The 21,330-nt window shown below is 41.6% G+C and carries 17 protein-coding genes, 1 rRNA gene and 1 pseudogene; 12 read left to right on the forward strand and 7 right to left on the reverse strand.

Annotated features, from left to right (window positions below):
- Positions 1-148 precede the first annotated feature (148 nt).
- From rrf to aceK, 5 genes are all read left to right on the forward strand, one after another.
- Positions 149-264: ribosomal RNA gene (rrf, locus tag Xmir_RS09110) — 5S ribosomal RNA — on the forward strand.
- A gap of 246 nt (positions 265-510) precedes the next feature.
- Complete coding sequence (gene metA / locus Xmir_RS09115) at positions 511-1,440, forward strand: homoserine O-acetyltransferase MetA (protein ID WP_099114069.1); 930 nt, start codon at positions 511-513, stop codon at positions 1,438-1,440.
- A gap of 306 nt (positions 1,441-1,746) precedes the next feature.
- Positions 1,747-3,342 carry a malate synthase A gene (gene aceB / locus Xmir_RS09120; protein WP_099114070.1) on the forward strand — a complete coding sequence of 532 codons (1,596 nt, stop codon included), beginning with the start codon at positions 1,747-1,749 and terminating at the stop codon, positions 3,340-3,342.
- Positions 3,343-3,399: 57 nt separating this feature from the next.
- Positions 3,400-4,707 carry an isocitrate lyase gene (gene aceA / locus Xmir_RS09125; RefSeq protein ID WP_099114071.1) on the forward strand — a complete coding sequence of 436 codons (1,308 nt, stop codon included), beginning with the start codon at positions 3,400-3,402 and terminating at the stop codon, positions 4,705-4,707.
- 81 nt (positions 4,708-4,788) lie between these two features.
- Positions 4,789-6,519 carry a bifunctional isocitrate dehydrogenase kinase/phosphatase gene (aceK, locus tag Xmir_RS09130; protein WP_099114072.1) on the forward strand — a complete coding sequence of 577 codons (1,731 nt, stop codon included), beginning with the start codon at positions 4,789-4,791 and terminating at the stop codon, positions 6,517-6,519.
- A gap of 330 nt (positions 6,520-6,849) precedes the next feature.
- Here the strand turns inward: aceK and Xmir_RS09135 are convergent, their stop codons facing one another.
- From Xmir_RS09135 to iclR, 4 genes and pseudogenes are all read right to left on the reverse strand, one after another.
- On the reverse strand, positions 6,850-7,266 hold the full coding sequence (locus Xmir_RS09135) for a hypothetical protein (protein ID WP_099114073.1): 417 nt from the start codon (positions 7,264-7,266) through the stop codon (positions 6,850-6,852).
- Positions 7,259-7,945 (reverse strand): hypothetical protein, encoded by a 687-nt coding sequence (locus tag Xmir_RS09140; protein WP_099114074.1) that lies wholly within the window; start codon positions 7,943-7,945, stop codon positions 7,259-7,261. Before Xmir_RS09140 ends, Xmir_RS09135 begins: the two co-directional genes overlap by 8 nt.
- Before the next feature lie 709 nt (positions 7,946-8,654).
- Positions 8,655-8,750 (reverse strand): annotated as a pseudogene (locus tag Xmir_RS22745) (hypothetical protein); the annotation flags it as partial.
- A 327-nt stretch (positions 8,751-9,077) separates the two neighbouring features.
- The gene (gene iclR, locus Xmir_RS09145) at positions 9,078-9,908 is read right to left on the reverse strand and encodes a glyoxylate bypass operon transcriptional repressor IclR (protein WP_099114075.1); all 831 of its coding nucleotides are present in this window, start codon (positions 9,906-9,908) and stop codon (positions 9,078-9,080) included.
- Positions 9,909-10,045: 137 nt separating this feature from the next.
- Between iclR and Xmir_RS28150 the strand changes: the two genes are divergently transcribed.
- Entirely contained in the window at positions 10,046-10,195 is a 150-nt protein-coding gene (locus Xmir_RS28150) for a type II toxin-antitoxin system HicB family antitoxin (protein WP_279627212.1), read from the forward strand.
- A 187-nt stretch (positions 10,196-10,382) separates the two neighbouring features.
- Here Xmir_RS28150 and lysC read toward each other — a convergent pair whose 3' ends face one another.
- Positions 10,383-11,756: a lysine-sensitive aspartokinase 3 gene (gene lysC, locus Xmir_RS09155; protein WP_099114076.1), complete on the reverse strand. Its 1,374-nt coding sequence runs from the start codon at positions 11,754-11,756 to the stop codon at positions 10,383-10,385.
- Between the two features lie 265 nt (positions 11,757-12,021).
- Here lysC and pgi point away from each other — a divergent pair, with 265 nt between their 5' ends.
- The 3 genes from pgi (at position 12,022) to ubiA (ending at position 15,248) form a co-directional block, all read left to right on the forward strand.
- The gene (gene pgi / locus Xmir_RS09160) at positions 12,022-13,668 is read left to right on the forward strand and encodes a glucose-6-phosphate isomerase (RefSeq protein ID WP_099114077.1); all 1,647 of its coding nucleotides are present in this window, start codon (positions 12,022-12,024) and stop codon (positions 13,666-13,668) included.
- Positions 13,669-13,852: 184 nt separating this feature from the next.
- On the forward strand, positions 13,853-14,380 hold the full coding sequence (gene ubiC / locus Xmir_RS09165; protein WP_099114078.1) for a chorismate lyase: 528 nt from the start codon (positions 13,853-13,855) through the stop codon (positions 14,378-14,380).
- Between the two features lie 13 nt (positions 14,381-14,393).
- Positions 14,394-15,248 (forward strand): 4-hydroxybenzoate octaprenyltransferase, encoded by an 855-nt coding sequence (gene ubiA / locus Xmir_RS09170; protein WP_208620411.1) that lies wholly within the window; start codon positions 14,394-14,396, stop codon positions 15,246-15,248.
- Between the two features lie 53 nt (positions 15,249-15,301).
- Here ubiA and plsB read toward each other — a convergent pair whose 3' ends face one another.
- Positions 15,302-17,782 (reverse strand): glycerol-3-phosphate 1-O-acyltransferase PlsB, encoded by a 2,481-nt coding sequence (gene plsB, locus Xmir_RS09175; RefSeq protein WP_099114080.1) that lies wholly within the window; start codon positions 17,780-17,782, stop codon positions 15,302-15,304.
- Between the two features lie 136 nt (positions 17,783-17,918).
- Between plsB and Xmir_RS09180 the strand changes: the two genes are divergently transcribed.
- Together Xmir_RS09180 and lexA are read left to right on the forward strand one after the other, a co-directional pair.
- Positions 17,919-18,290: a diacylglycerol kinase gene (locus tag Xmir_RS09180; RefSeq protein WP_099114081.1), complete on the forward strand. Its 372-nt coding sequence runs from the start codon at positions 17,919-17,921 to the stop codon at positions 18,288-18,290.
- A 118-nt stretch (positions 18,291-18,408) separates the two neighbouring features.
- The gene (lexA, locus tag Xmir_RS09185) at positions 18,409-19,026 is read left to right on the forward strand and encodes a transcriptional repressor LexA (protein WP_099114082.1); all 618 of its coding nucleotides are present in this window, start codon (positions 18,409-18,411) and stop codon (positions 19,024-19,026) included.
- Between the two features lie 149 nt (positions 19,027-19,175).
- Here lexA and zur read toward each other — a convergent pair whose 3' ends face one another.
- On the reverse strand, positions 19,176-19,688 hold the full coding sequence (zur, locus tag Xmir_RS09190; RefSeq protein ID WP_099114083.1) for a zinc uptake transcriptional repressor Zur: 513 nt from the start codon (positions 19,686-19,688) through the stop codon (positions 19,176-19,178).
- 469 nt (positions 19,689-20,157) lie between these two features.
- On the opposite strand from zur, the gene Xmir_RS09195 reads away from it, so the two are divergent.
- The gene (locus Xmir_RS09195) at positions 20,158-21,306 is read left to right on the forward strand and encodes a DUF1266 domain-containing protein (RefSeq protein ID WP_099114084.1); all 1,149 of its coding nucleotides are present in this window, start codon (positions 20,158-20,160) and stop codon (positions 21,304-21,306) included.
- Positions 21,307-21,330 lie beyond the last annotated feature (24 nt).

Genomic DNA, 21,330 nt, shown 5'->3' on the forward strand with positions numbered 1-21,330 from the left:
TGTAAGCGTTGCGAGACGTTGAGCTAACCAGTACTAATGAACCGTGCGGCTTAACCTGACAACACCGAAGGTGTTTTGGGTGAGGGTGAGAGAGATAACCGTTTCAGAGAAAGAAAAGCAGCTTGTTCGGGATTGAATACAGGATTTGTCTGGCGGCAACAGCGCGGTGGTCCCACCTGACCCCATGCCGAACTCAGCAGTGAAACGCCGTAGCGCCGATGGTAGTGTGGGGCCTCCCCATGCGAGAGTAGGACACTGCCAGACATTCAATTAGCCAGAGAAGCCATCCTTAACCGGGTGGCTTTTTTGCGTCTGGAATAATTCATTGATATTACTATTGAATTCATACCTTATTGTTATTACCTTCCTTATTACCCCTCCTAGTTTCATATAATAAAATGAAATAATTTCAATTTGAGTACAATAGCTCGACATCGCTTTCACCTTTTTGTTAAATTTAGCTATCTAGAAGTCTAAATGTGCAAATTGAAATAGTAGAGGTTTCGAGCAATGCCTATTCGTGTACCAGATGAATTGCCTGCGGTAAATATTCTCCGCAATGAAAACATCTTTGTCATGACCTCAACACGGGCAAAGGTTCAGAATATTCGCCCATTGAAAGTATTGCTACTTAACCTGATGCCTAAGAAGATTGAAACTGAAAATCAGTTTATTCGGTTACTGTCAAATTCACCGCTACAGATTGATATTCAATTATTGAGAATTGATAGCCGGCAATGTAAAAATACGCCTGTTGAACATTTAGATACCTTTTATTGTGATTTTGACTCAATAAAAGATCAAAATTTTGATGGATTGATTGTCACGGGCGCTCCTTTGGGATTGGTTGAATTTGAGGATGTGACTTATTGGGATGAAATTGAAAAAATTGTCACTTGGGCAAAGAGTCATGTTACTTCGACACTTTTTGTCTGTTGGGCAGTGCAGGCAGCCTTAAATATTCTTTACCGTCTTCCAAAATACACCCGGACAACCAAACTATCTGGTGTCTATTCCCATTCAACGTTAGATCCTTTAGCATTACTAACGCGCGGATTTGACGAAACTTTTTTTGCACCGCATTCTCGTTTTGCTGATTTTCCTGAATCCATTATTCGCGAACATACAGACTTAGATATTTTAGCCAGCTCAGAAGAGGCTGGCGCTTATTTATTTTCCAGTAAGGATAGAAGACTCGTATTTGTTACAGGTCACCCTGAATATGATGTGGGTACGCTGGCAGCAGAATACTGGCGTGATCGGGCTGCTGATTTGAATCCTGTGCTACCGATCAATTACTTCCCGAATGACGATCCTGAAAATAGCCCGATTGCTGCTTGGCGCAGTCATGGTCACTTACTGTTTTCAAATTGGTTGAATTATTATGTTTATCAAATTACGCCATATGACCTCACTTTTATGAATCCTTCCCTAGATTGATCTCCATTTGAAACAGAAAAATGAGGATTGGCTGAAGCGAGCCATTTCTCATTTTTTTAATTTTCCTTTCCATATTGATGATTTCCGGACATGAGTTATTTCTTATACATAACAAAAACTTAACACTTTTCTGTTTGCTTTTTTGGAATTTATTTCCCTGTCTTTCTTATCTTTAAATAAACTTAATCGATTGATTTTATTTGGTTAATTTTAAAATTGAAAAATAATGGAAATCATTTTTGATTTATTTTTTTAATTGATTAATCTTAATCAGGTTGAGCATTTAAAAGACGAAAAGAGGGGAGTATGCAGCAAATGTTAACAACCCAGTTGACCTTCATTAAGCCCTTTGGTGAGGCAGAGAATCAGGTGTTATCACCTGAATCTATTGGTTTCTTAGAAGATTTGATTGTTGAATTTTCTGGCAGGCGTGAAAAATTATTGGAAGAACGCATAGAATGGCAGAAAAAAATAGATGATGGAATACTCCCTGACTTTATTTCGGAAACATCTTCCATTAGAGATGGGGATTGGAAAATACAGGGAATACCTGACGATCTCAAAGATCGCCGAGTCGAAATAACAGGTCCTGTAGAACGTAAAATGGTTATTAACGCCTTAAATGCAAATGTAAAAGTATTTATGGCGGACTTTGAGGATTCATTAGCTCCTGCATGGGATAAAGTCATAAGCGGGCAAATCAACTTACGAGATGCTGTCAATGGCACTATTTCATATACCAATGAGCAAGGTAAGCGTTATGAATTGAAGCCAGATCCCGCAGTATTGATTGCTCGGGTCAGGGGATTGCATCTGTCGGAAAAACACGTTCTTTATAAAGGCGAACCCATTTCGGGAGGGTTATTTGATTTTGCCCTTTACTTCTATTTAAATCATAAAAAACTGCTGGAAAAGAGCAGCGGCCCTTATTTTTACCTGCCTAAAATACAGAGTTACCACGAAGCGCAATGGTGGAGTGATGTTTTCAGTTTTACAGAATCACGTTTCAATTTGCCAAAAGGCACTATTAAAGCCACGGTTCTGATTGAAACACTGCCTGCTGTGTTTCAGATGGATGAAATTCTTTACTACTTACGTCATCACATTGTTGGCCTCAATTGTGGGCGTTGGGATTATATTTTCAGTTATATCAAAACATTAAAAAATCATGCTGATCGTGTTTTGCCGGATCGCCAGTCTGTTACGATGACACAACCTTTCTTGAGTGCCTATTCCCGCTTGTTGATTAAAACCTGCCATAAACGCGGTGCGTTTGCGATGGGGGGAATGTCGGCATTTATTCCTAGCAAAGATCCTAAACAAAATCAGCAAGTTTTGGATAAAGTTAGGGCTGACAAAGAGTTAGAAGCCAATAATGGTCACGATGGTACATGGGTCGCACATCCGGGGCTTGCAGATATTGTCATGATGGTCTTCGGCGCCAAATTGGGAGAACGCCAGAATCAATTGACAGTTTTGCGTGAAGAGGATGAAACCATTACGGCTGCACAGTTGCTTGCGACTTGTTCGGGAGAAAGAACTGAAGAGGGAATGCGCGCGAATATTCGTGTCGCTGTTCAGTACATAGAAGCATGGATTTCGGGTAATGGATGCGTACCGATTTATGGCTTGATGGAAGATGCTGCTACGGCAGAAATTTCTCGCACCTCTATTTGGCAATGGATTCGGCATAAAAAATCGCTTTCCAACGGTAAAAAGGTAACAAAAGAACTCTTCAAGGAAATGCTCAAAGAAGAACTCGAGGTTATCAGACAAGAGGTTGGGGGAGCTCGTTTTGAGCAGGGACGATTCATAGAAGCTTCGAGCTTGATGGAAAGGATTACCACGCAGGATGACTTAATTGATTTCCTGACGTTACCTGGTTATCAGTTATTGGATTAATTTAAAAACAATAATGGCAAAAATATCCGATTAATTAAAAATAGGAAGTAGAACATCATGACCATGTCCCGGACACAACAAATCGCTCAATTAGAACAAGAATGGAAACAACCGCGTTGGGAAGGCATTACTCGCCCATATAGTGCTGAGGATGTCATTAAATTGCGTGGTTCACTTAACCCTGAACACACTTTGGCGCAGAGGGGAGCGAAAAAGTTGTGGGAATTGTTGCATGGCAAATCCAAAAAAGGTTATGTAAATGCGCTTGGAGCGTTGACGGGAGGTCAGGCTCTTCAACAGGCTAAAGCAGGTATTGAAGCGATTTACCTTTCCGGCTGGCAAGTTGCGGCGGATGCAAATACAGCTTCAAGCATGTACCCCGATCAGTCATTGTATCCTGTTGATTCTGTACCTAATATCATCAAGCGTATCAATAATAGTTTCCGTCGGGCAGATCAAATCCAGTGGTCGAATGACATTGATCCAGACAGTCAGGAATACGTTGATTATTTCCTGCCGATTGTTGCGGATGCAGAAGCCGGGTTCGGTGGAGTATTGAACGCATTTGAACTGATGAAAGCGATGATTGAGGCAGGAGCGGCTGCGGTTCACTTTGAAGATCAATTGGCTGCGGTGAAGAAATGTGGGCACATGGGGGGGAAAGTTTTGGTTCCGACTCAAGAAGCCATCCAGAAACTGATAGCTGCACGTTTGGCGGCGGATGTATCTGGTGTGCCAACGTTATTAGTCGCGCGTACTGACGCAGATGCGGCCGATCTTCTGACATCGGATTGCGATCCTTATGACAGCGAATTCATTACAGGCGAGCGGACTTGTGAGGGTTTTTATTGCACTCGCGCAGGGATTGATCAGGCCATCAGCCGTGGATTGGCTTATGCCCCTTACGCCGATGTTGTCTGGTGTGAAACCTCTACACCAGATATTGAAGCGGCTCGTCGTTTTGCCGAAGCCATCCATGCAAAATACCCGGGTAAGCTGCTGGCTTATAACTGTTCTCCGTCTTTCAATTGGAAAAAGAATCTGGATGATAAAACTATCGCCAGCTTCCAGGAACAATTGTCTGAAATGGGCTATAAATTCCAGTTCATCACGTTGGCGGGTATACACAGTATGTGGTTCAACATGTTTGATTTGGCCTACGATTATGCCCGTGGCGAAGGTATGAAGCATTATGTTGAAAAAGTACAGGAACAAGAATTTGCTGCTCTTAAACGTGGTTATACATTTTCTTCACACCAGCAGGAAGTGGGTACGGGATATTTTGATAAAGTAACTACAATTATTCAGGGAGAGGCTTCTTCTGTTACTGCTTTGACAGGATCAACAGAAGAGCAGCAATTCTAAATTTATTATATCCATTCCATTGATATTGTTGGGGGATTCCAAAAGGAATTCCCCTTTACGTGCCAAATAAGGTGGCTAAATATGGAAATAGATCTCGCACATTTAATTGCACAAACCATTTTGCAAGGATTTGATGCGCAATATGGTCGATTTCTCGAAGTCACGTCAGGCGCACAGCAACGTTTTGAACAGGCGGATTGGCATGCGGTACAGCGGGCCATGAAAAAGAGAATAAATTTGTACGATCATCATGTTGGCTTGGTAGTAGAACAGTTGAAGCGTATTCACAGTTCATTGCAGCAGGATGAGGATTACCTCGCTGGAATCAAAGCTGTTTATACTCGGTTATTGCCCGATTATCCCCGTTTCGAAATTGCAGAAAGCTTTTTCAATTCGGTTTACTGCCGTTTGTTTCAGCACCGTAATTTGAAGCCGGAAAATTTATTTATCTTATCTTCTCAGCCAGCTTGTCGTTTTCGTGAGATCTCTCGCCCTTTATCACGGGATTTTTCCCCGAATGGCTGTCTCACTTCCATGTTGCGAATAATTTTAAGTGATCTGCCATTGCGTCTTAAATGGGAAAACTTAGAGCGGGATATTTGTTACATCACGCAATACTTACAAAATACATTTCCTCAACACGATTTATTGCACGCGACATTCCAAATTGCCAATGAGTTATTTTATCGCAATAAGGCGGCGTGGTTAGTAGGAAAAATAAAGATGGGAACAGTCACTTACCCATTTTTACTACCTATTCATCATGATGAGTCAGGAGGGATCTTTATCGATACCTGTTTGACCAGTCACGATGATGCCAGCATCGTTTTTGGCTTCGCACGTTCCTACTTTATGGTTTACGCGCCTTTGCCAGCCGCTTTGGTAGAGTGGTTACGTGAGATCTTACCGACAAAATCCACGGCTGAGTTATATATGGCAATTGGTTGCCAGAAACATGGTAAAACGGAATATTATCGTGAATATCTGGCATTTATTAATTCTTCTCAGGAACAGTTTGCGATTGCGCCGGGCGTAAAAGGCATGGTGATGCTGGTTTTTGCGTCCTCCTCTTTTGACCGTGTATTCAAAGTGATTAAAGACAAATTTGCGCCACAGAAAGAAGTTTCCCAAGAGCGGGTGCAGGAATGCTATCGTTTAGTCAAAGAACATGATCGTGTGGGAAGAATGGCTGATACACAGGAATTTGAAAATTTTGTCATTGATAAACGCCATATTAGCGCGGAATTAATGGCGGAATTGCAAAAGGAGATACCGGAAAAACTCGAAGATTTGGGTGATAAGATCTTGATAAAACATCTTTATATGGAACGTAAAATGATTCCACTGAATATTTACATGGAACAAGTCAATGAAGCACAATTGAAAGATGTGATAGAAGAGTACGGAAATGCGATTAAGCAGTTAGCCGCAGCAAATATTTTTCCCGGTGATATGTTGTTTAAAAACTTTGGCGTTACGCGCCACGGTCGGGTCATTTTCTACGATTATGATGAGATCTGCTACATGACCGAAGTCAACTTTCGGGATATTCCTCCACCTCGTTATCCAGAAGATGAATTGGCTAATGAGCCTTGGTATAGCGTGGCTGTTAACGATGTTTTTCCAGAAGAATTTCGGCATTTTTTATGCACAGACAAACGTATTCGAGGTTACTTCGAAGAGAGCCACCGTGATCTATTCAAAGCGGATTACTGGCGGGCATTGCAAGAGCGTATAAAAAACGGGCACGTGGAAGATGTCTTTGCGTATCGCCATAGACAGCGATTCAGCCAGCGTGATGAAATGAATTAAATAGAAAAGAAAATATCAGTTGTAATATTACACCGCTGATAGATCCATATACTTTATTGATACTGCGATATGACTTATATTTTCAGATACGACGAGTGAATTTGATGAAAAAATTCGTGAAGGCAATATCATCCATCTGCTGAATAGTTTTAATAATATTCATGATGGATTTCTTGATACTTGTTGGCTATCAGATCAACCAGAAGTTGTATATGAAATTTATACTTCTCTGCTATCAAAAATTCTCAATTATAAGAATGTCTTTTAAATGGAATTGGTTTATTTCTTTTTTAATACGGAAAGTTACAGTGTAAGAGAAGAGAATGTATTTTAATTCTTTTCAACTAAAAACAAAATGGTACGGTCAGTATCATTTTGTTTTATCTGTATAAACAAATCCCCTTTACTCCAAGATTCACTTCCATCTGTATTCCAATACGCGTTTATATCTTTTATATAACCTAATTTTTCAATATAGCTTATCAATTTTATTTTACGATTTGGATTTACATTCGAAAATAAAACTGAATTAGTCATTGGTTTTACACCATCTGGAGAGTCATAATATATAACATAATCATTTGAAATAATTGGTACGTTTTTAACCTCATCAAAAGTAAATAAATTATATTTAATAAAGTCATTTTTTGTATATGAAAAATGATTATCTACAAATAAAATAGGAATGGTAAAAATCAGCCCTAAAAAAAACAGGGCGATAAATACAATTTTTAAAAATTTATTCAAGTTCAATCCCCCTATCTCTTACTGCATGTATGTTATACCCAGTTATATCATTAATATGTATTATCAAATGACTTCTATCTATATCAGTTATGGGTGATATAGTATTAAGAAACGTAGGCAAAGAAGAATAATATGGTCTGGCATTATGGGGGTATTTTTCCGGATCAGGGAACAACAAAGGCTTAAACATTTTATTTTTATACTTTCCTATGGGACCATAGTAATCCCATCTCTTTAGTGAATCTTTTTTACTTATAGGTTGAAGCTGAGGTAAATAATCAGTTTCATTTATCGCTTGATAAAAACCAAGCAGATTTGAAACTAAATCCTCACCACTGTACCCACTATCTGTATACCAATTAAAAGGAAATGAATCTTGATGTGATTCAAATAGATGAGTTGTATACATCATAATAGTAAGGGCAACTCTTTTTTTATCATGTAAAGATAATCCTCTCCTTACTTTCCATCTTGTTATTTTAGATGTGCCATATTTTAATCCAAGTCCCATGTATTGTGTGTACTTAATGGTAAAGTATGATTCTTTAGTATCATCACCTGAATTTATAGCAGCCATTAACATTCTGGCATCATTACCTTTTGAATGCCCAGTATCTACCCATCCTAATTTTTCAGTATAAACTAACCTTCCTTCGATTACATCACTTCTACTACTCATGAAAACTCCTGTAATTTAGTTAAATACACTATAAAACTTTAGATTACATAATAGTACATAAAATAATTAATCGACTGCCTAATAGAAGCCTTTTAAAAAAGGTTGTTGTTTTGTTGCCTTACACTAAACAATAGGCTTCTATAGAATATGATACTATAATTACATAGTAGATTAGTAAATCCCAACCTCACTTTTTAGTAAGGACATAGGCTTTATATAAAGTCGCTTTAGATTAAAAATGTTCAGATTTTCTTTTATTAAAAGTAATATCTATTACAAACTATACCACTAATTAAATTATTTAAACTAAATTCTTAATAATACTCACTTGATTAATTTTTAGGTTAGCTATTTGGCGGTGGTTTTAAAATCAATAAAATAAAAAATATTTACTTTGCTTATTCTTCTTCCTGTATGGGTGTAGTAATCCACATCCCACATTTTACCTAAATCAAATCATTTGCCTGATGCTTTTGTAAATAAATCTCAATACTTATGAGTATCATGAAAGAATCGGTACATGTAGAAATCACTCCTAGTGATTCTGGAATACAATGGAATCCATATAGAACCATAGTACAAAGAGGAGAAGAAAAGGAAATTCAAGAAAATTGCAATAATATTATAATTAATGGAACGTCCATAATGCCCGGGGGAATAAAAATAACATTGTATGGTACAACTCGTGGAACAATGTTTACAAAAGTAAGCGAATATCAACGCGGATCAAATCACCATTTTGTACTTTTGTCAGCAATCCGTCTGTTCTGGCTTCTGGCGTGACATGAATGGCTGAAGGGTTTTTAGCGCAATAATGCCATTGACGATGGCTTTTTCATCGACCAACGGCGGCGAGTCTCTTTTGAGCGTTCAATGATACGTTATGTAATGCGCGCGACAGTTTCGTTGGTAGCCGTGCCGTTCTGGTTTGTTGTCATGATAATTGCTCCCGACACCACAATGGAATGTGACTATTGCTTCATTGTTACCGGTAATATTGGTAATGCAATAATCAGAGGATGCAATCAACTTTCTCCGACTACGCATTTTATTTGTGATCTACATCAATTTTTAAAGCTGAAACGTAACAGCTTGTCAACAAATCAGCTTTTTAAATGGGTTTCGGCAAAAATTACTTAATTCCACCGTATTCCCGGCTGACAGCTTTTGCCGCGCGCATAACAAGAGCACCGAGTTCAATGACTCGATCATTAGAGATGCGTGATATCGGACCAGAGATAGAAATGGCGGCAAAGGCTTCATGATGTTCATCATAGATACAGGCGGCAATACAGCGTAGTCCCAACGCATGCTCTTCATCATCAAATGAAAACCCCTGTTTGCGAATCTGCTCCAGATTCTCTGTTAATGCTGCGGCGGTAGTACAGGTGTGCTGAGTGTAGGCATACATGCCTTTTTTATGCAGTAATTGAAGCCGTTTTTGTTCCGACAATGTGGAAAGAAGGGCTTTACCGGCACCGGAAGCGTGCATCGGCAGTTTACCGCCAATTGGAGCTGACATACGCATCAGCGCATTACATTGCACCTGATCGACAATCACCGCTTCATACTCATCAAGATTGAGAATGGCAAGATTGACAGTTTCACCGGAATCTTCCATTAACTGACGAAGAATAGGGTGAACCAGCACCATCAAATTGCGACTTTGTAGGAAACTACTGCCGACAACAAAAGCATGGGAAGCAATCACCCACAAACCCAGATCGCCAATTTGGCGAACAAAACCATGTTGCTGCAAAGTCGTTAAGAGGCGATGAGTGGTGGAGTTGGGCAAGCCTGCTTGTATTGCCAGATCAGTCAGGGCGACACCGACAGGTGAATCGGAAATATATTCCAAAAGTGTCAGTCCTCGACTTAAAGACTGAACTTGGCCGCTTGCAGCGGCACTGCTTGTTGTCATTTTAGTTTTTTTTGTACGTTTATTGGCAACTGCTGTACTCATAAGATGCCCTCTGGATGATAATCGGATTGCAGCAATGATGGCTGCGATGGACAAAAAATGGAATTTATTTTCGTTTTCTTATTATGAATGATAAAGCGGGGAAAAACATATCCGATGTGTTGGTAGTGAATATTTAAGTGAACAGAGACAAAACACCAGTAAAGGCAAAAACAGTGGCTGATCATCTTGGGGATGAAAATTGTATTGGTGGGATCTGGGTTTACGTTGATATAGATTTGTCTGGATACGAAGGACGCGCGACTAAACTAAATATTACCTTGCCATAGTTTCTCTTAGCCCGAATTGATGATTATGTTAGTTCACATCGCGAGTATCTCAGCCGCCGTGGATTCTTCGCAGAATTAGCCCGGCGTGAACTATCGAAACATTCGTAAGCTCGGTTTAATATCCTGATTTGCAAAATCAAGAAAACCCGCATAATGCGGGTTCTTAAAGCATGTTTAATTTGTTTTGTCATATTTCAAACAAACTTCGATGTAACGTCTGAATCATTTGTTCTGCATCTTTGCCAGGCACGAGCAGGCAGATATTATGACTGCTTGCGCCACCGCTAATCATCCTAATATTAAAGGATTCCAGAACGCCAAAAACTTTTTTTCCCAATCCCTTAGACTTCGAAAGATCATTGCCGATAATCGCCACCAATGCCATATTTTCTTCGACCTCCACACGGCATAACGTGGAAAGTTCCGTCAGTAAGGCATTCGTCAATAAACTACCATTAGTGCTGGTGGAACCAGTGGTATCCAGTGTCAGGGCGATGTTTACTTCCGATGTAGTAATCAGATCCACCGATATATTATGGCGCGAGAGCAGGGTAAAGACTTCTGCCAGAAAACCTCGCGCATGTAACATCTTCAGGCTATGCAGAGTCAGTAAAGTTTGTTTGCGGCGCAATGCCAATGCACGAAACAGCGGTGGATTTTCTGTTTTATCGCAAACCACTGTGCCGCCCGCGAGAGGATCTTTGCTGGAGCCGACAAATACCGGAATGCCAGAGCGAACAGCCGGCAGCAGCGTGGCAGGATGGAGAATTTTGGCGCCAAATGTCGCCATTTCTGCCGCTTCATCAAAGGCAATGGTATTGATGCGTTTAGCGGTAGGAGCAACACGGGGATCGGTGGTATAGATACCCGGAACATCTGTCCAGATATCAACACGTTGTAATCCAAGCGCTTCGCCCAACAAAGCAGCAGTATAATCACTGCCTCCCCGTCCCAGCGTCGTTGTACGGCCTTTTTCTTCTCTGCCGATAAAACCTTGCGTGATGACGATCGTATTGTTCAGGCGAGGATGAAGATACTCCATTGCTAAAGTATGGAGTTGGAGGGTATCTGGTTCTGCTTTTCCAAAGTGAGCACTGGTTCGCATGATCCGGCGGATATCAAACCATTCTGCATCCGTATTACGCTGGCGCAGAAGCTCAACAAACAGCAAGGTGGACATCATTTCACCGTGGCTAACCAATTCATCAGTCAGTGCTTCTGACGTGGCAAGAGACGCAGCTTCTGACAGCATCTCAATATTTTCCAGCAGACGATCAATTTCTTCGCGGATCACGTTCGCATCATTCAATCGCTCAATAACTGCATATTGAATGTCACGGATCTGTTTCAGGTAACTCTCCCGTTTATCGTTATCGCAGCCAGCCGCTAATGCAACCAGCAAATTGGTCACGCCAGAAGAGGCTGACAGAACAACCACGCGAACATTGGCATTTGCCAAAATAATATCGGCACAGTTATTCATGGCATCAAAGTCAGCCACACTCGTACCACCGAATTTTGCTACAACATACTGCGAATTAGGAGATGAAACAGCGCACATGGATGATAACCTTTTGTTCGAAGAAGAGACTTTTAGAAATATCGGGTTAAGTGCATTGAGTCAATGTTTGGTAATTAAGCATAAATAATTTTCATGATGGAAATAAAATTATCGTTTTTGCCTATCTCACCAATTAGGGCTGGAAATCACTGACTATTTTGACCAATATCAGTAATTACAAGAAAAAGGAGATTAATCACAGAATTAACCCGTTACAATCTGTGCATTCCTATTGTTTATTGACAGTTGATAGAGAGTATCATCCATGAAAAACATCAACCCCAGCCAGACTGAAGCCTGGAAAGCATTACAGCAGCATTTTGAGCAAATGAAGAATGTGCATTTGCGGGATCTGTTTGAACAGGATAAAGAACGATTTACGGCATTTTCTGCGCCATTTGATCAGCAGATTCTGGTGGATTATTCCAAAAACCGCATTACTACGGAAACACTGGAAAAATTACAGGCACTGGCACAAGAAACTGATTTGAGCAGCGCAATTCGCAGTATGTTCTCCGGTGAGAAAATTAATCGCACTGAAGATCGCGCTGTGCTGCACATTGCCCTGCGTAACCGCAGCAACACCCCGATTATGGTGGATGGGGAAGATGTCATGCCGCAAGTTAATGCGGTGCTGGCAAAAATGAAATCATTCAGTGAGCGTATCATCGATGGTGAATGGAAAGGATATACGGGTAAAGCGATTACTGATGTGGTGAATATTGGTATTGGTGGTTCCGATCTTGGCCCGTATATGGTGACTGAAGCACTGAAAGCCTATAAAAATCACCTGAATACGCATTTTGTTTCCAATGTTGATGGAACTCATATTGCTGAAACACTAAAAAATTTGAACCCAGAAACAACCTTGTTCCTCATTGCTTCCAAGACTTTTACCACGCAAGAAACGATGACCAATGCCCATTCTGCGCGTAACTGGTTCTTGCAAAACGCCATTGATGAAGCACATGTTGCCAAACATTTTGCAGCGTTATCAACCAATGAACAGGAAGTCAGTAAATTTGGTATCGATCCACAAAACATGTTTGAATTTTGGGATTGGGTAGGGGGACGTTATTCGCTCTGGTCTGCGATTGGTTTATCCATTGTACTTTCTATTGGTTATGAAAATTTTGAACAGTTGTTGAGTGGCGCTCATGCGATGGATAAACATTTTGAGCAAACCGCCTTTGAACACAACATTCCCGTTTTGTTGGCATTAATCGGCATTTGGTACAACAATTTCTTTGGCGCAGAAACTGAAGCGATTCTGCCATACGATCAATACATGCATCGTTTTGCTGCTTACTTTCAGCAAGGCAATATGGAATCAAATGGTAAGCACATCGATCGCAATGGCAATCCGGTCAATTACCAGACCGGGCCGATTATCTGGGGTGAACCGGGCACGAATGGTCAACACGCTTTCTATCAGCTTATCCATCAGGGAACCAAACTGATCCCGTGTGATTTTATTGCGCCAGCAATCAGCCATAATCCGGTTAGCGACCATCATAATAAGTTGCTGTCCAATTTCTTTGCTCAAACTGAAGCACTGGCCTTTGGCAAAACAGAGGCTCAGGTAGAAGCAGAATTTGCAGCGGCTGGAAAGAGTGCCCAGGATGTGGCGAATGTTGTGCCGTTCAAAGTATTTGAAGGGAACCGTCCGACCAACTCTATTTTATTGCGCGAAATTACGCCATTTAGTTTGGGCGCATTGACGGCCATGTATGAGCATAAAATTTTCGCTCAAGGCGCAATTCTGAATATTTTCTCTTTTGACCAATGGGGAGTAGAGTTGGGTAAACAATTGGCGAATCGTATTCTGCCTGAATTGCACGATGCAGAAGCGGTGAACAGCCATGACAGTTCTACAAATGGTCTGATTAACCGATTCAAAGAATGGCGATAATCTGACTCCCTCTTGTTTATTCCACCTTCCCCCACAATAACAATAGTTATTGTGGGGGAGGTTTTTTTATGATTTCCATAATTTGTTATCAACTTTTTATTTTATTGGTCTGCAACATGATATCCTCATTCCCCATTCGTTGTGCTGTCGGGGAAACTGATATTCTCCGCAATGGAAAAATGACATGGCAGATGACACAATATTAACTTCAACCCCCATCCACTGGTTTTCGGCAGACGAGACCGATCTTCCTGACGATATTTTAGACTGGCTGATGGAAGTTGGCTCAATGACACACCGCTTTGAACAACACTGTCAGCAGGTATCTGTGGCTCCTTTCCGGGAATGCTTCATCACGGCAGAAGAATTAGGCGATGAAAGTAAGCACTTACCTGTGAGCGAAAAATATTGGTTACGCGAGATTGTCTTGTATGGAGATAATATCCCGTGGCTTTTAGGTCGCACGGTTATTCCGGCAGAAACGCTAACTGGCCCAGATCGAAAATTGGTTGATGTAGGAACCGTCCCACTCGGGCGTTATCTTTTTAGTGGTAATAATCTGACGCGGGATTATATTCAAATAGGCTGGCAAGAGTCACGTTGGGTGCGGCGTTCATTATTGAGATTGTCAAGTAAGCCACTGTTGCTCACAGAGGTTTTTCTGCCAGCATCACCTGTATATAAAACAAACAAAATAAAAGGGGAGAAATAGATTGGAGGTCAGTATGACGCAAAATAAATGGCGTGCCTATTGCCGTTTAATGCGTATCAATAAACCCATTGGCGTATTATTATTATTATGGCCAACATATTGGGCATTGTGGATCGCCGCAAAAGGTATACCAAATTTACATGTGTTGTTAGTATTTACTCTTGGTGTGTTTTCTATGCGTGCTGCGGGATGCTGCATTAATGATTTCGCAGACAGAAAATTTGATGGATATGTAGAACGAACAAAATCTCGCCCTTTGCCTAGTGGTGATATCACCGAAAAAGAAAGTAAAATCTTGTTTGCCACGCTGGTACTCATCTCTTTTGTGCTGGTTCTGACGCTGAATAAAATGACGATTGCATTGTCGATCGTTGGTTTGGTATTGGCGTGGAGTTACCCTTTCGTAAAACGTGTCAGCCATCTGCCACAAGTTGTATTAGGGGCTGCCTACGGCTGGTCAATTCCGATGGCGTTTGCCGCAGTAAGTGAGTCCTTACCTTTGGAATGTTGGCTGTTATTTTTAGCCAACGTTATTTGGTCAGTGATTTATGATACACAGTATGCGATGGTTGATCGTGATGATGACCTAAAAATCGGTGTGAAATCGACGGCGGTGCTTTTTGGACGCTTTGATAAGCTGATTATTGGTATTCTGCAATTTACCATGTTGGGTATTTTGGTATTGATCGGCAATATCGTGAATCTGGGGGGAATATACTACTGGACGATATTGCTGGCAGCAGCGTTGTTTATTTATCAACAAAAACTGATCTCAGGCCGGGAAAGGGCATCTTGCTTTCAAGCCTTTATGAATAATAACTACGTTGGCCTTATTTTATTCCTTGGTATCTTTTTCAGCTATGTCTAATATAACGGGCGGTATTACCGCCCGTTAATCGTTTTATATTCCGCGTAACACCATTATCTTTGCTCTTTTACCTGTTCAGGGTCATTTTGCTCTGGTGGCATACTGACGCTTTCAATTGTCAGGCGAATTTCAGGTGACATCAACTCGCTCAACACATGGTAAAGTGCCTGAGCGTTGGTTGTAACTATAGTGCCACTATTTTGAGCGCCACTATCCTGAATGTAACCTTCTTCGCGTAGCGTGTTGACTGAACAGGCGAAAACCGCCTTGTCAAAGAACTCTGGGGCATTGATGCCATGCAGCACTGACAAACGCTGTGCCAACATCCGGCTCTCTTTTTCCAATACACCACGACTGATGTCCGGGGTGGCATTCAATAAAGACAGCGTAATTGCATAGCGTTGCAGTGTTTCTCTGATACCCGCCGCCAGTAATTGCAGTGGACGGATGCGGGCAGGGTTCAGTACCAGCATTCCTTGCTCTTTATTACAGATAAGGCATTGACGTGCCAGCTCATCAATCAGGGTATTGACGACTTCTGGAAGCGTTTCCTTGCTGTAACGCATGAAAAGCTCCTGCTTGATTAACGGATAGATTAACTCTACCTGCCTGAGCAATTCACTGCGACTAATACGACGGTGATGCATCACAATGCTGGTAATCAAGGATGGCAAAATCAACAAGTGCTGGATATTGTTGCGATAATAAGTCATCAATACCGCGCTTTCGCGTGGCAGGATAATGATATCCCCCAGACTGTCTTTCTCGACTTCAAACTTATCCATCAGCAAGGCATGATCCAACAACTCTTCTGCTGTTTTGTTCGGTACAGTGATATCGTTGGTGTAAGGCACATTGTTCAGCAATTGCAGATAACAATCTAACTGCTCAATAAGCTGCTCGCGAGTAAGTGCTCGCTGACGTGACGACAGCAAGGCCGTAGTACATAAATTGATAGCATTGGCGGCGGCGGCATTATTGATATTGACCATAATGTTATCAGCCAGTTTGCTGACTGTTGGAGTCAGCCATGTGGGGCGCTGGGATTCTATTGGGTCAATGGAATCACGCCAATCTGGAACATGTTGGTTAAGGTACTGTACCAACGGGATCGGCTCGCCAAAGTTCACGTAACCTTGTCCCAAATTACGCAGTTTGCGCAGGCCACTTACCATCTGGAAAAAGCCTTCTTTTTCTTTGGTGGCTCCCCGCAACTCTTTGGCGTAAGTCGCAACTTCCATCACATGCTCATAACCGATATAGATCGGTACAAGCGTGATTGGACGGGATTCCCCCCGCAGCATCGCTTGCAAGGTCATGGAGAGTGTACCCGTTTTCGGATCAAGCAGACGCCCGGTACGTGAACGACCACCTTCGACAAAGTATTCAACCGAATAACCACGGGAGAACAATTCACCGAGATATTCGCGGAAGATCGTCGAATAGAGCTTATTGCCTTTAAATGTACGGCGGATAAAGAACGCACCAAGACGGCGGAATATCGGGCCGGCAGGCCAAAAATTCAGGTTAATGCCCGCAGCAATGTGTGGGGGAACCAGCCCTTGATGATAAAGTACATAAGAAAGCAGCAAGTAATCCATGTGGCTGCGATGGCACGGAACATAAACCAGTTCATGACCATCTTGTGCCAACCGGCGAATTCGCTCGGCATTATGAACATTAATGCCTTGATACAAACGGTTCCAGGTCCAACTCAAAACGCGGTCGGTCAAGCGCACTGTTTCATAGGAGAAATCCGCAGCAACCTCTTCCAACATATTGATGGCATTCTGCTTTGCCTTTTCGGAAGAGATTTTCTTGCTGCGTGCTTCATCAGCAATCGCTTTTTCTATCGCTTTTGAAGCCAATAACTTGTTGAACAGATCTTGTCTGGCAGGCAAACGAGGCCCAACAGCCGCGAGACGTTGACGGGAATAGTGTATCCGCGCAACACGAGCGAGTTTATTGGCAATGATATCATCCGCACCGTGTTCGTCAGCCATACGGCGTAAGGAAACAGGCGTAGAAAAACGCACAAAACTATCCCGCCCAAGCCACAGGATCGCAAAAAACTTCTGCACACCATTTAGCAGACGTAACTGCGGTGCTGTGTTCCCTTCATGCCCTTCACGCCCGGGAGAGCGACCAAACATCACGGAAACTGGCACCATCTGGATATTCAAATCAGGATTATTGCGATGCAGGTCCAGATAAGAATGAAAGATTTTCACCGATTCATGTTTTGGTGCATAACAACGGAACACACGTGGGCCGTTATCAATAAAGACACAGCTAGGAAGCTGCGTGTCCCCAATTTCCAAAGGATTCAACGGATCCGGCAGATCTTGCGCCAGACATTGTTGACGCAGGGTCAATAAGTCTGTTTTTGAATGGTACGGCAGTACATACAAAATGGGCCGTGTCGTATCAAGACGCAGCTCAGCAATGGGATCCGTAGGGATAAGTTTACTTTTTACTAATAATTTTAGTGGTAAATTCAATAACTTATAATATATTTTACGCCAACCTGACATAACTGCTTTAAGCCTCTTGTTAGCAACGCGTCGCAAGGATACCAGAAACAGATTTTGAGATCTGTGGAAATAAGACAATAATAAGAGCTAAAAGTTATATGACCATACAATCATTAAGCTCATTTAGAAAATTACCATGGCAAATCAATCAACAGGTTTGACCCGCATTATCAAAGCTGCGGGCTATTCAGCGAAAGGAATTAAGGCTGCTTGGCAAAATGAAGCGGCATTCCGGCAGGAGGCAGTGACTGCCATATTTGCGATCATCGTCGCATTTTCTTTAGATATCAGCTTAATTGAGAGGCTCCTGCTTATCGGTTCTGTCATGCTTGTCATTATTGTTGAGATCCTTAACAGTGCCATAGAAGCCGTCGTGGATCGTATTGGTAGTGAATATCATGAATTATCGGGTCGAGCGAAAGATATGGGATCAGCGGCTGTATTGCTAACCATAATTCTTGCGCTGTTGACTTGGGGAACAATTCTTTGGTCGCATTTCATACGCTAATGTGATGTGTTTTTCATCAAAATACGTTATTTAGCTGCTTTTACATGCTAGCAGGTTCCCAATTCTAATTTACCTGTATATACTCACAGTCGGACTGTATAAACAAACAGGGGGCGAAATGAAAGCATTAACTGCCAGACAGCAGCAAGTCTATGACTTGGTGCGTGATCATATTTCGCAAACGGGTATGCCACCAACACGTGCTGAAATTGCGGCACGTCTGGGTTTTCGTTCACCTAACGCGGCAGAAGAGCATTTAAAGGCTCTGGCACGTAAAGGGGTGATAGAGATTATCTCTGGTGCATCCAGAGGTATCCGTTTGCTTCTCGAAGAGCAAGGTGAAGGTGCGGGATTACCGCTAATCGGTCGTGTTGCTGCCGGCGAACCACTGCTGGCTCAGGAACATATCGAAAGTCACTATAAGGTTGATCCTGAATTATTCAAACCAAGTGCTGATTTTTTGTTACGTGTCAGTGGAATGTCTATGAAAGACATCGGTATTATGGACGGGGATTTACTGGCTGTTCATAAGACTCAGGATGTTCATAATGGGCAAGTCATTGTGGCGCGTATTGAAGATGAGGTTACAGTAAAACGCTTTAAACAAACAGGGAACAGAATTGAGCTGATTGCTGAAAATCCAGAATTCAAGCCGATTGTTGTAGATTTGAGTGAACAGAGCTTCACTATTGAAGGATTGGCAGTAGGTGTTATTCGTAGCGGAGACTGGTTCTGAGCGTAAAAACGGATACTTGCACTTTGCCATTCTGAGGCGGTCATTTTTCCCGGTTCCCGTTAAACGTAGATTAAGCGGTGACATGAGGATAAGTGAGTACATCAACCATGACCGCCTCACCGTTTAATCAGGCTTTCAGCATTCTCACCTTATTTCTTTTTATTCTCTGTAACTGAATGATTGTGCTCGCATGTATCTCGTTCCGTGCAGGAATCGATTTCATAGCAAGAAGAGCACAAACCATGCACTTCTATCACACTATTTCGTAAATGAAACCCTGTGCCTTGTGCGAGCTGTTGAATAGTGGATTCAACATCTTTCGCGTCTTTTTCCGTTACGGAGCCACAGTCTTCACAGATAAACATCGCTGAGGTATGGCTGGGTTCCTCAAAATGATGACAGAGGACATAACTGTTTGTGGATTCTATTTTGTGGATAAAACCTTGTTCCAATAGAAATTCTAAACCACGATAAACCGTTGGCGGTTTGGCTTGCGGTTCGACTTCACGCAGCAAATCCAGCAAATCATAGGCACTTATTGCGCTGGGCTGTTCAGCGATGAGACGAAGAATTTCAAGGCGTTGAGGTGTCAAACGAACCCCTCTTGACAGACAGATTGTCTCAGCCTGTGCCAGCAACTTTTTTTGATTGATAGTTTTCATTACACCTCTCACACCTACACGATGTTAATGATTTTAATACTACCATGTTTTTGGGCCTGAGAGTGGGGTCCACACAATGATTAGCGCTTTTCTGATGCCTGATATACATAGGGCGGCTGGCTATCTTGGCATTATGTGACATGCCCTTACCAGTTAAATAATATGGAGAACGAAAATCAATCGACGGATAAGAACAATAAAATGGGCTAAAAAATGGAAAAAATAAAAGTAAAAATGCTGGATAATATATAAATGGTTAAATTGGTCAATAAGAGTGATGATATGGAATTAACAATTCATTATTTCAATATAACAACAGTTATAGTCCATAAAGAAAAGAATATTCTTATATGATTACAGATAGAGATAAATTGTAGTGGTCAATACAATCAATGACTTTTACTCCAATAATTCCATTTAGAACGGAAATAAATTTCAGTATCGTAAAATACAGATTAATGGATTAAAAATGAAAGAATTACTACAGAACCACCCGAATAATAGAAGATTTCCCGTTGATGGTTTTAGGATAGTCAAAGCAGTCCTCAAAGAAAGAAAAGGAATGACGTTTCTTAAACCTATTCAGGTAGTTGGCTTAAGTATACTTTGGATTGCAACACTGTTACTGAGTGGGTTATCGATAGGGGTAACGGGATTAATTCTCAGTGCCGGTAACATACCTTTCATGGGTTATATACTTTGGGCTGTATTGGTTGGTTTAAGCTTAACCGGCGTATCTCTCTCTATTTATAGCTTCCGATGCCTCAAAAAACTGCCTATCGCTGAGCAGACGCGTTATTACGCACAGGCAAAATGCTCTGTTTTGCCGGCAGAAAAACGTCAGGCATTGCGCCTGCATATAGTGAGTTGTTATTACGATGGATTTTGGACAGAAACCTTAGAGCATTATCCTCTGAAAAGTCGAGTTGCTCACGATAACTATCAATACCGTATTCTGCCTTTGTCTGATGCAGAACCTCACCAATCTCGAGTTTACCAAGACTGGGGTATTCTTGATGAAAAAGATTATTGGAAAGTATTGCATGACTTATGGGCAGGAATGCACTCAGAACGTTTTGCTGCTGATGCAGTTTTTACCGATGGAGAAATGTTTACGATATTGGGTAGCTTGATTGAAGAATCACCTGAATATGTCCAACAATGCTCCCGGTCAATTGATGGGCGTCCTCCCGCTTTGCTTTGGGGATTTGATCTTTGGCGGGCAATTATTTTGAGCCGGAACTGTTTTTCCGCGGGTTATATCAGTGAAGAAACAGCGTGGAAAAATATATTGAAAACTGCGGATTATGTTTATGAAATTTTTGGCAGCTTTGATGCGTTTTACACTAATTATCGGTTAGGTAACGCTTATTGGAGCCGGGATTTTGATACAGTAAAAGGTCGTTTGAAAGAATTCCGGTTTTATAAAGAATATTGTGATTGGCCTATAGCGCAACTACCTTGGCCAGATCCGAAAGGCATCTTCATGGAACAATATATGAAAGATGGTTTTTCTGATGTCGTAAATTCTATATTACAAGATCAGATGGAAGATCCGCTCAACGATGAAATAATGGATGAAGGTAATAACCATACTGAAATCCGCATCCTGCACTGAATTTTGCACTGGATAGTTACATTG

The organism is Xenorhabdus miraniensis (assembly GCF_002632615.1).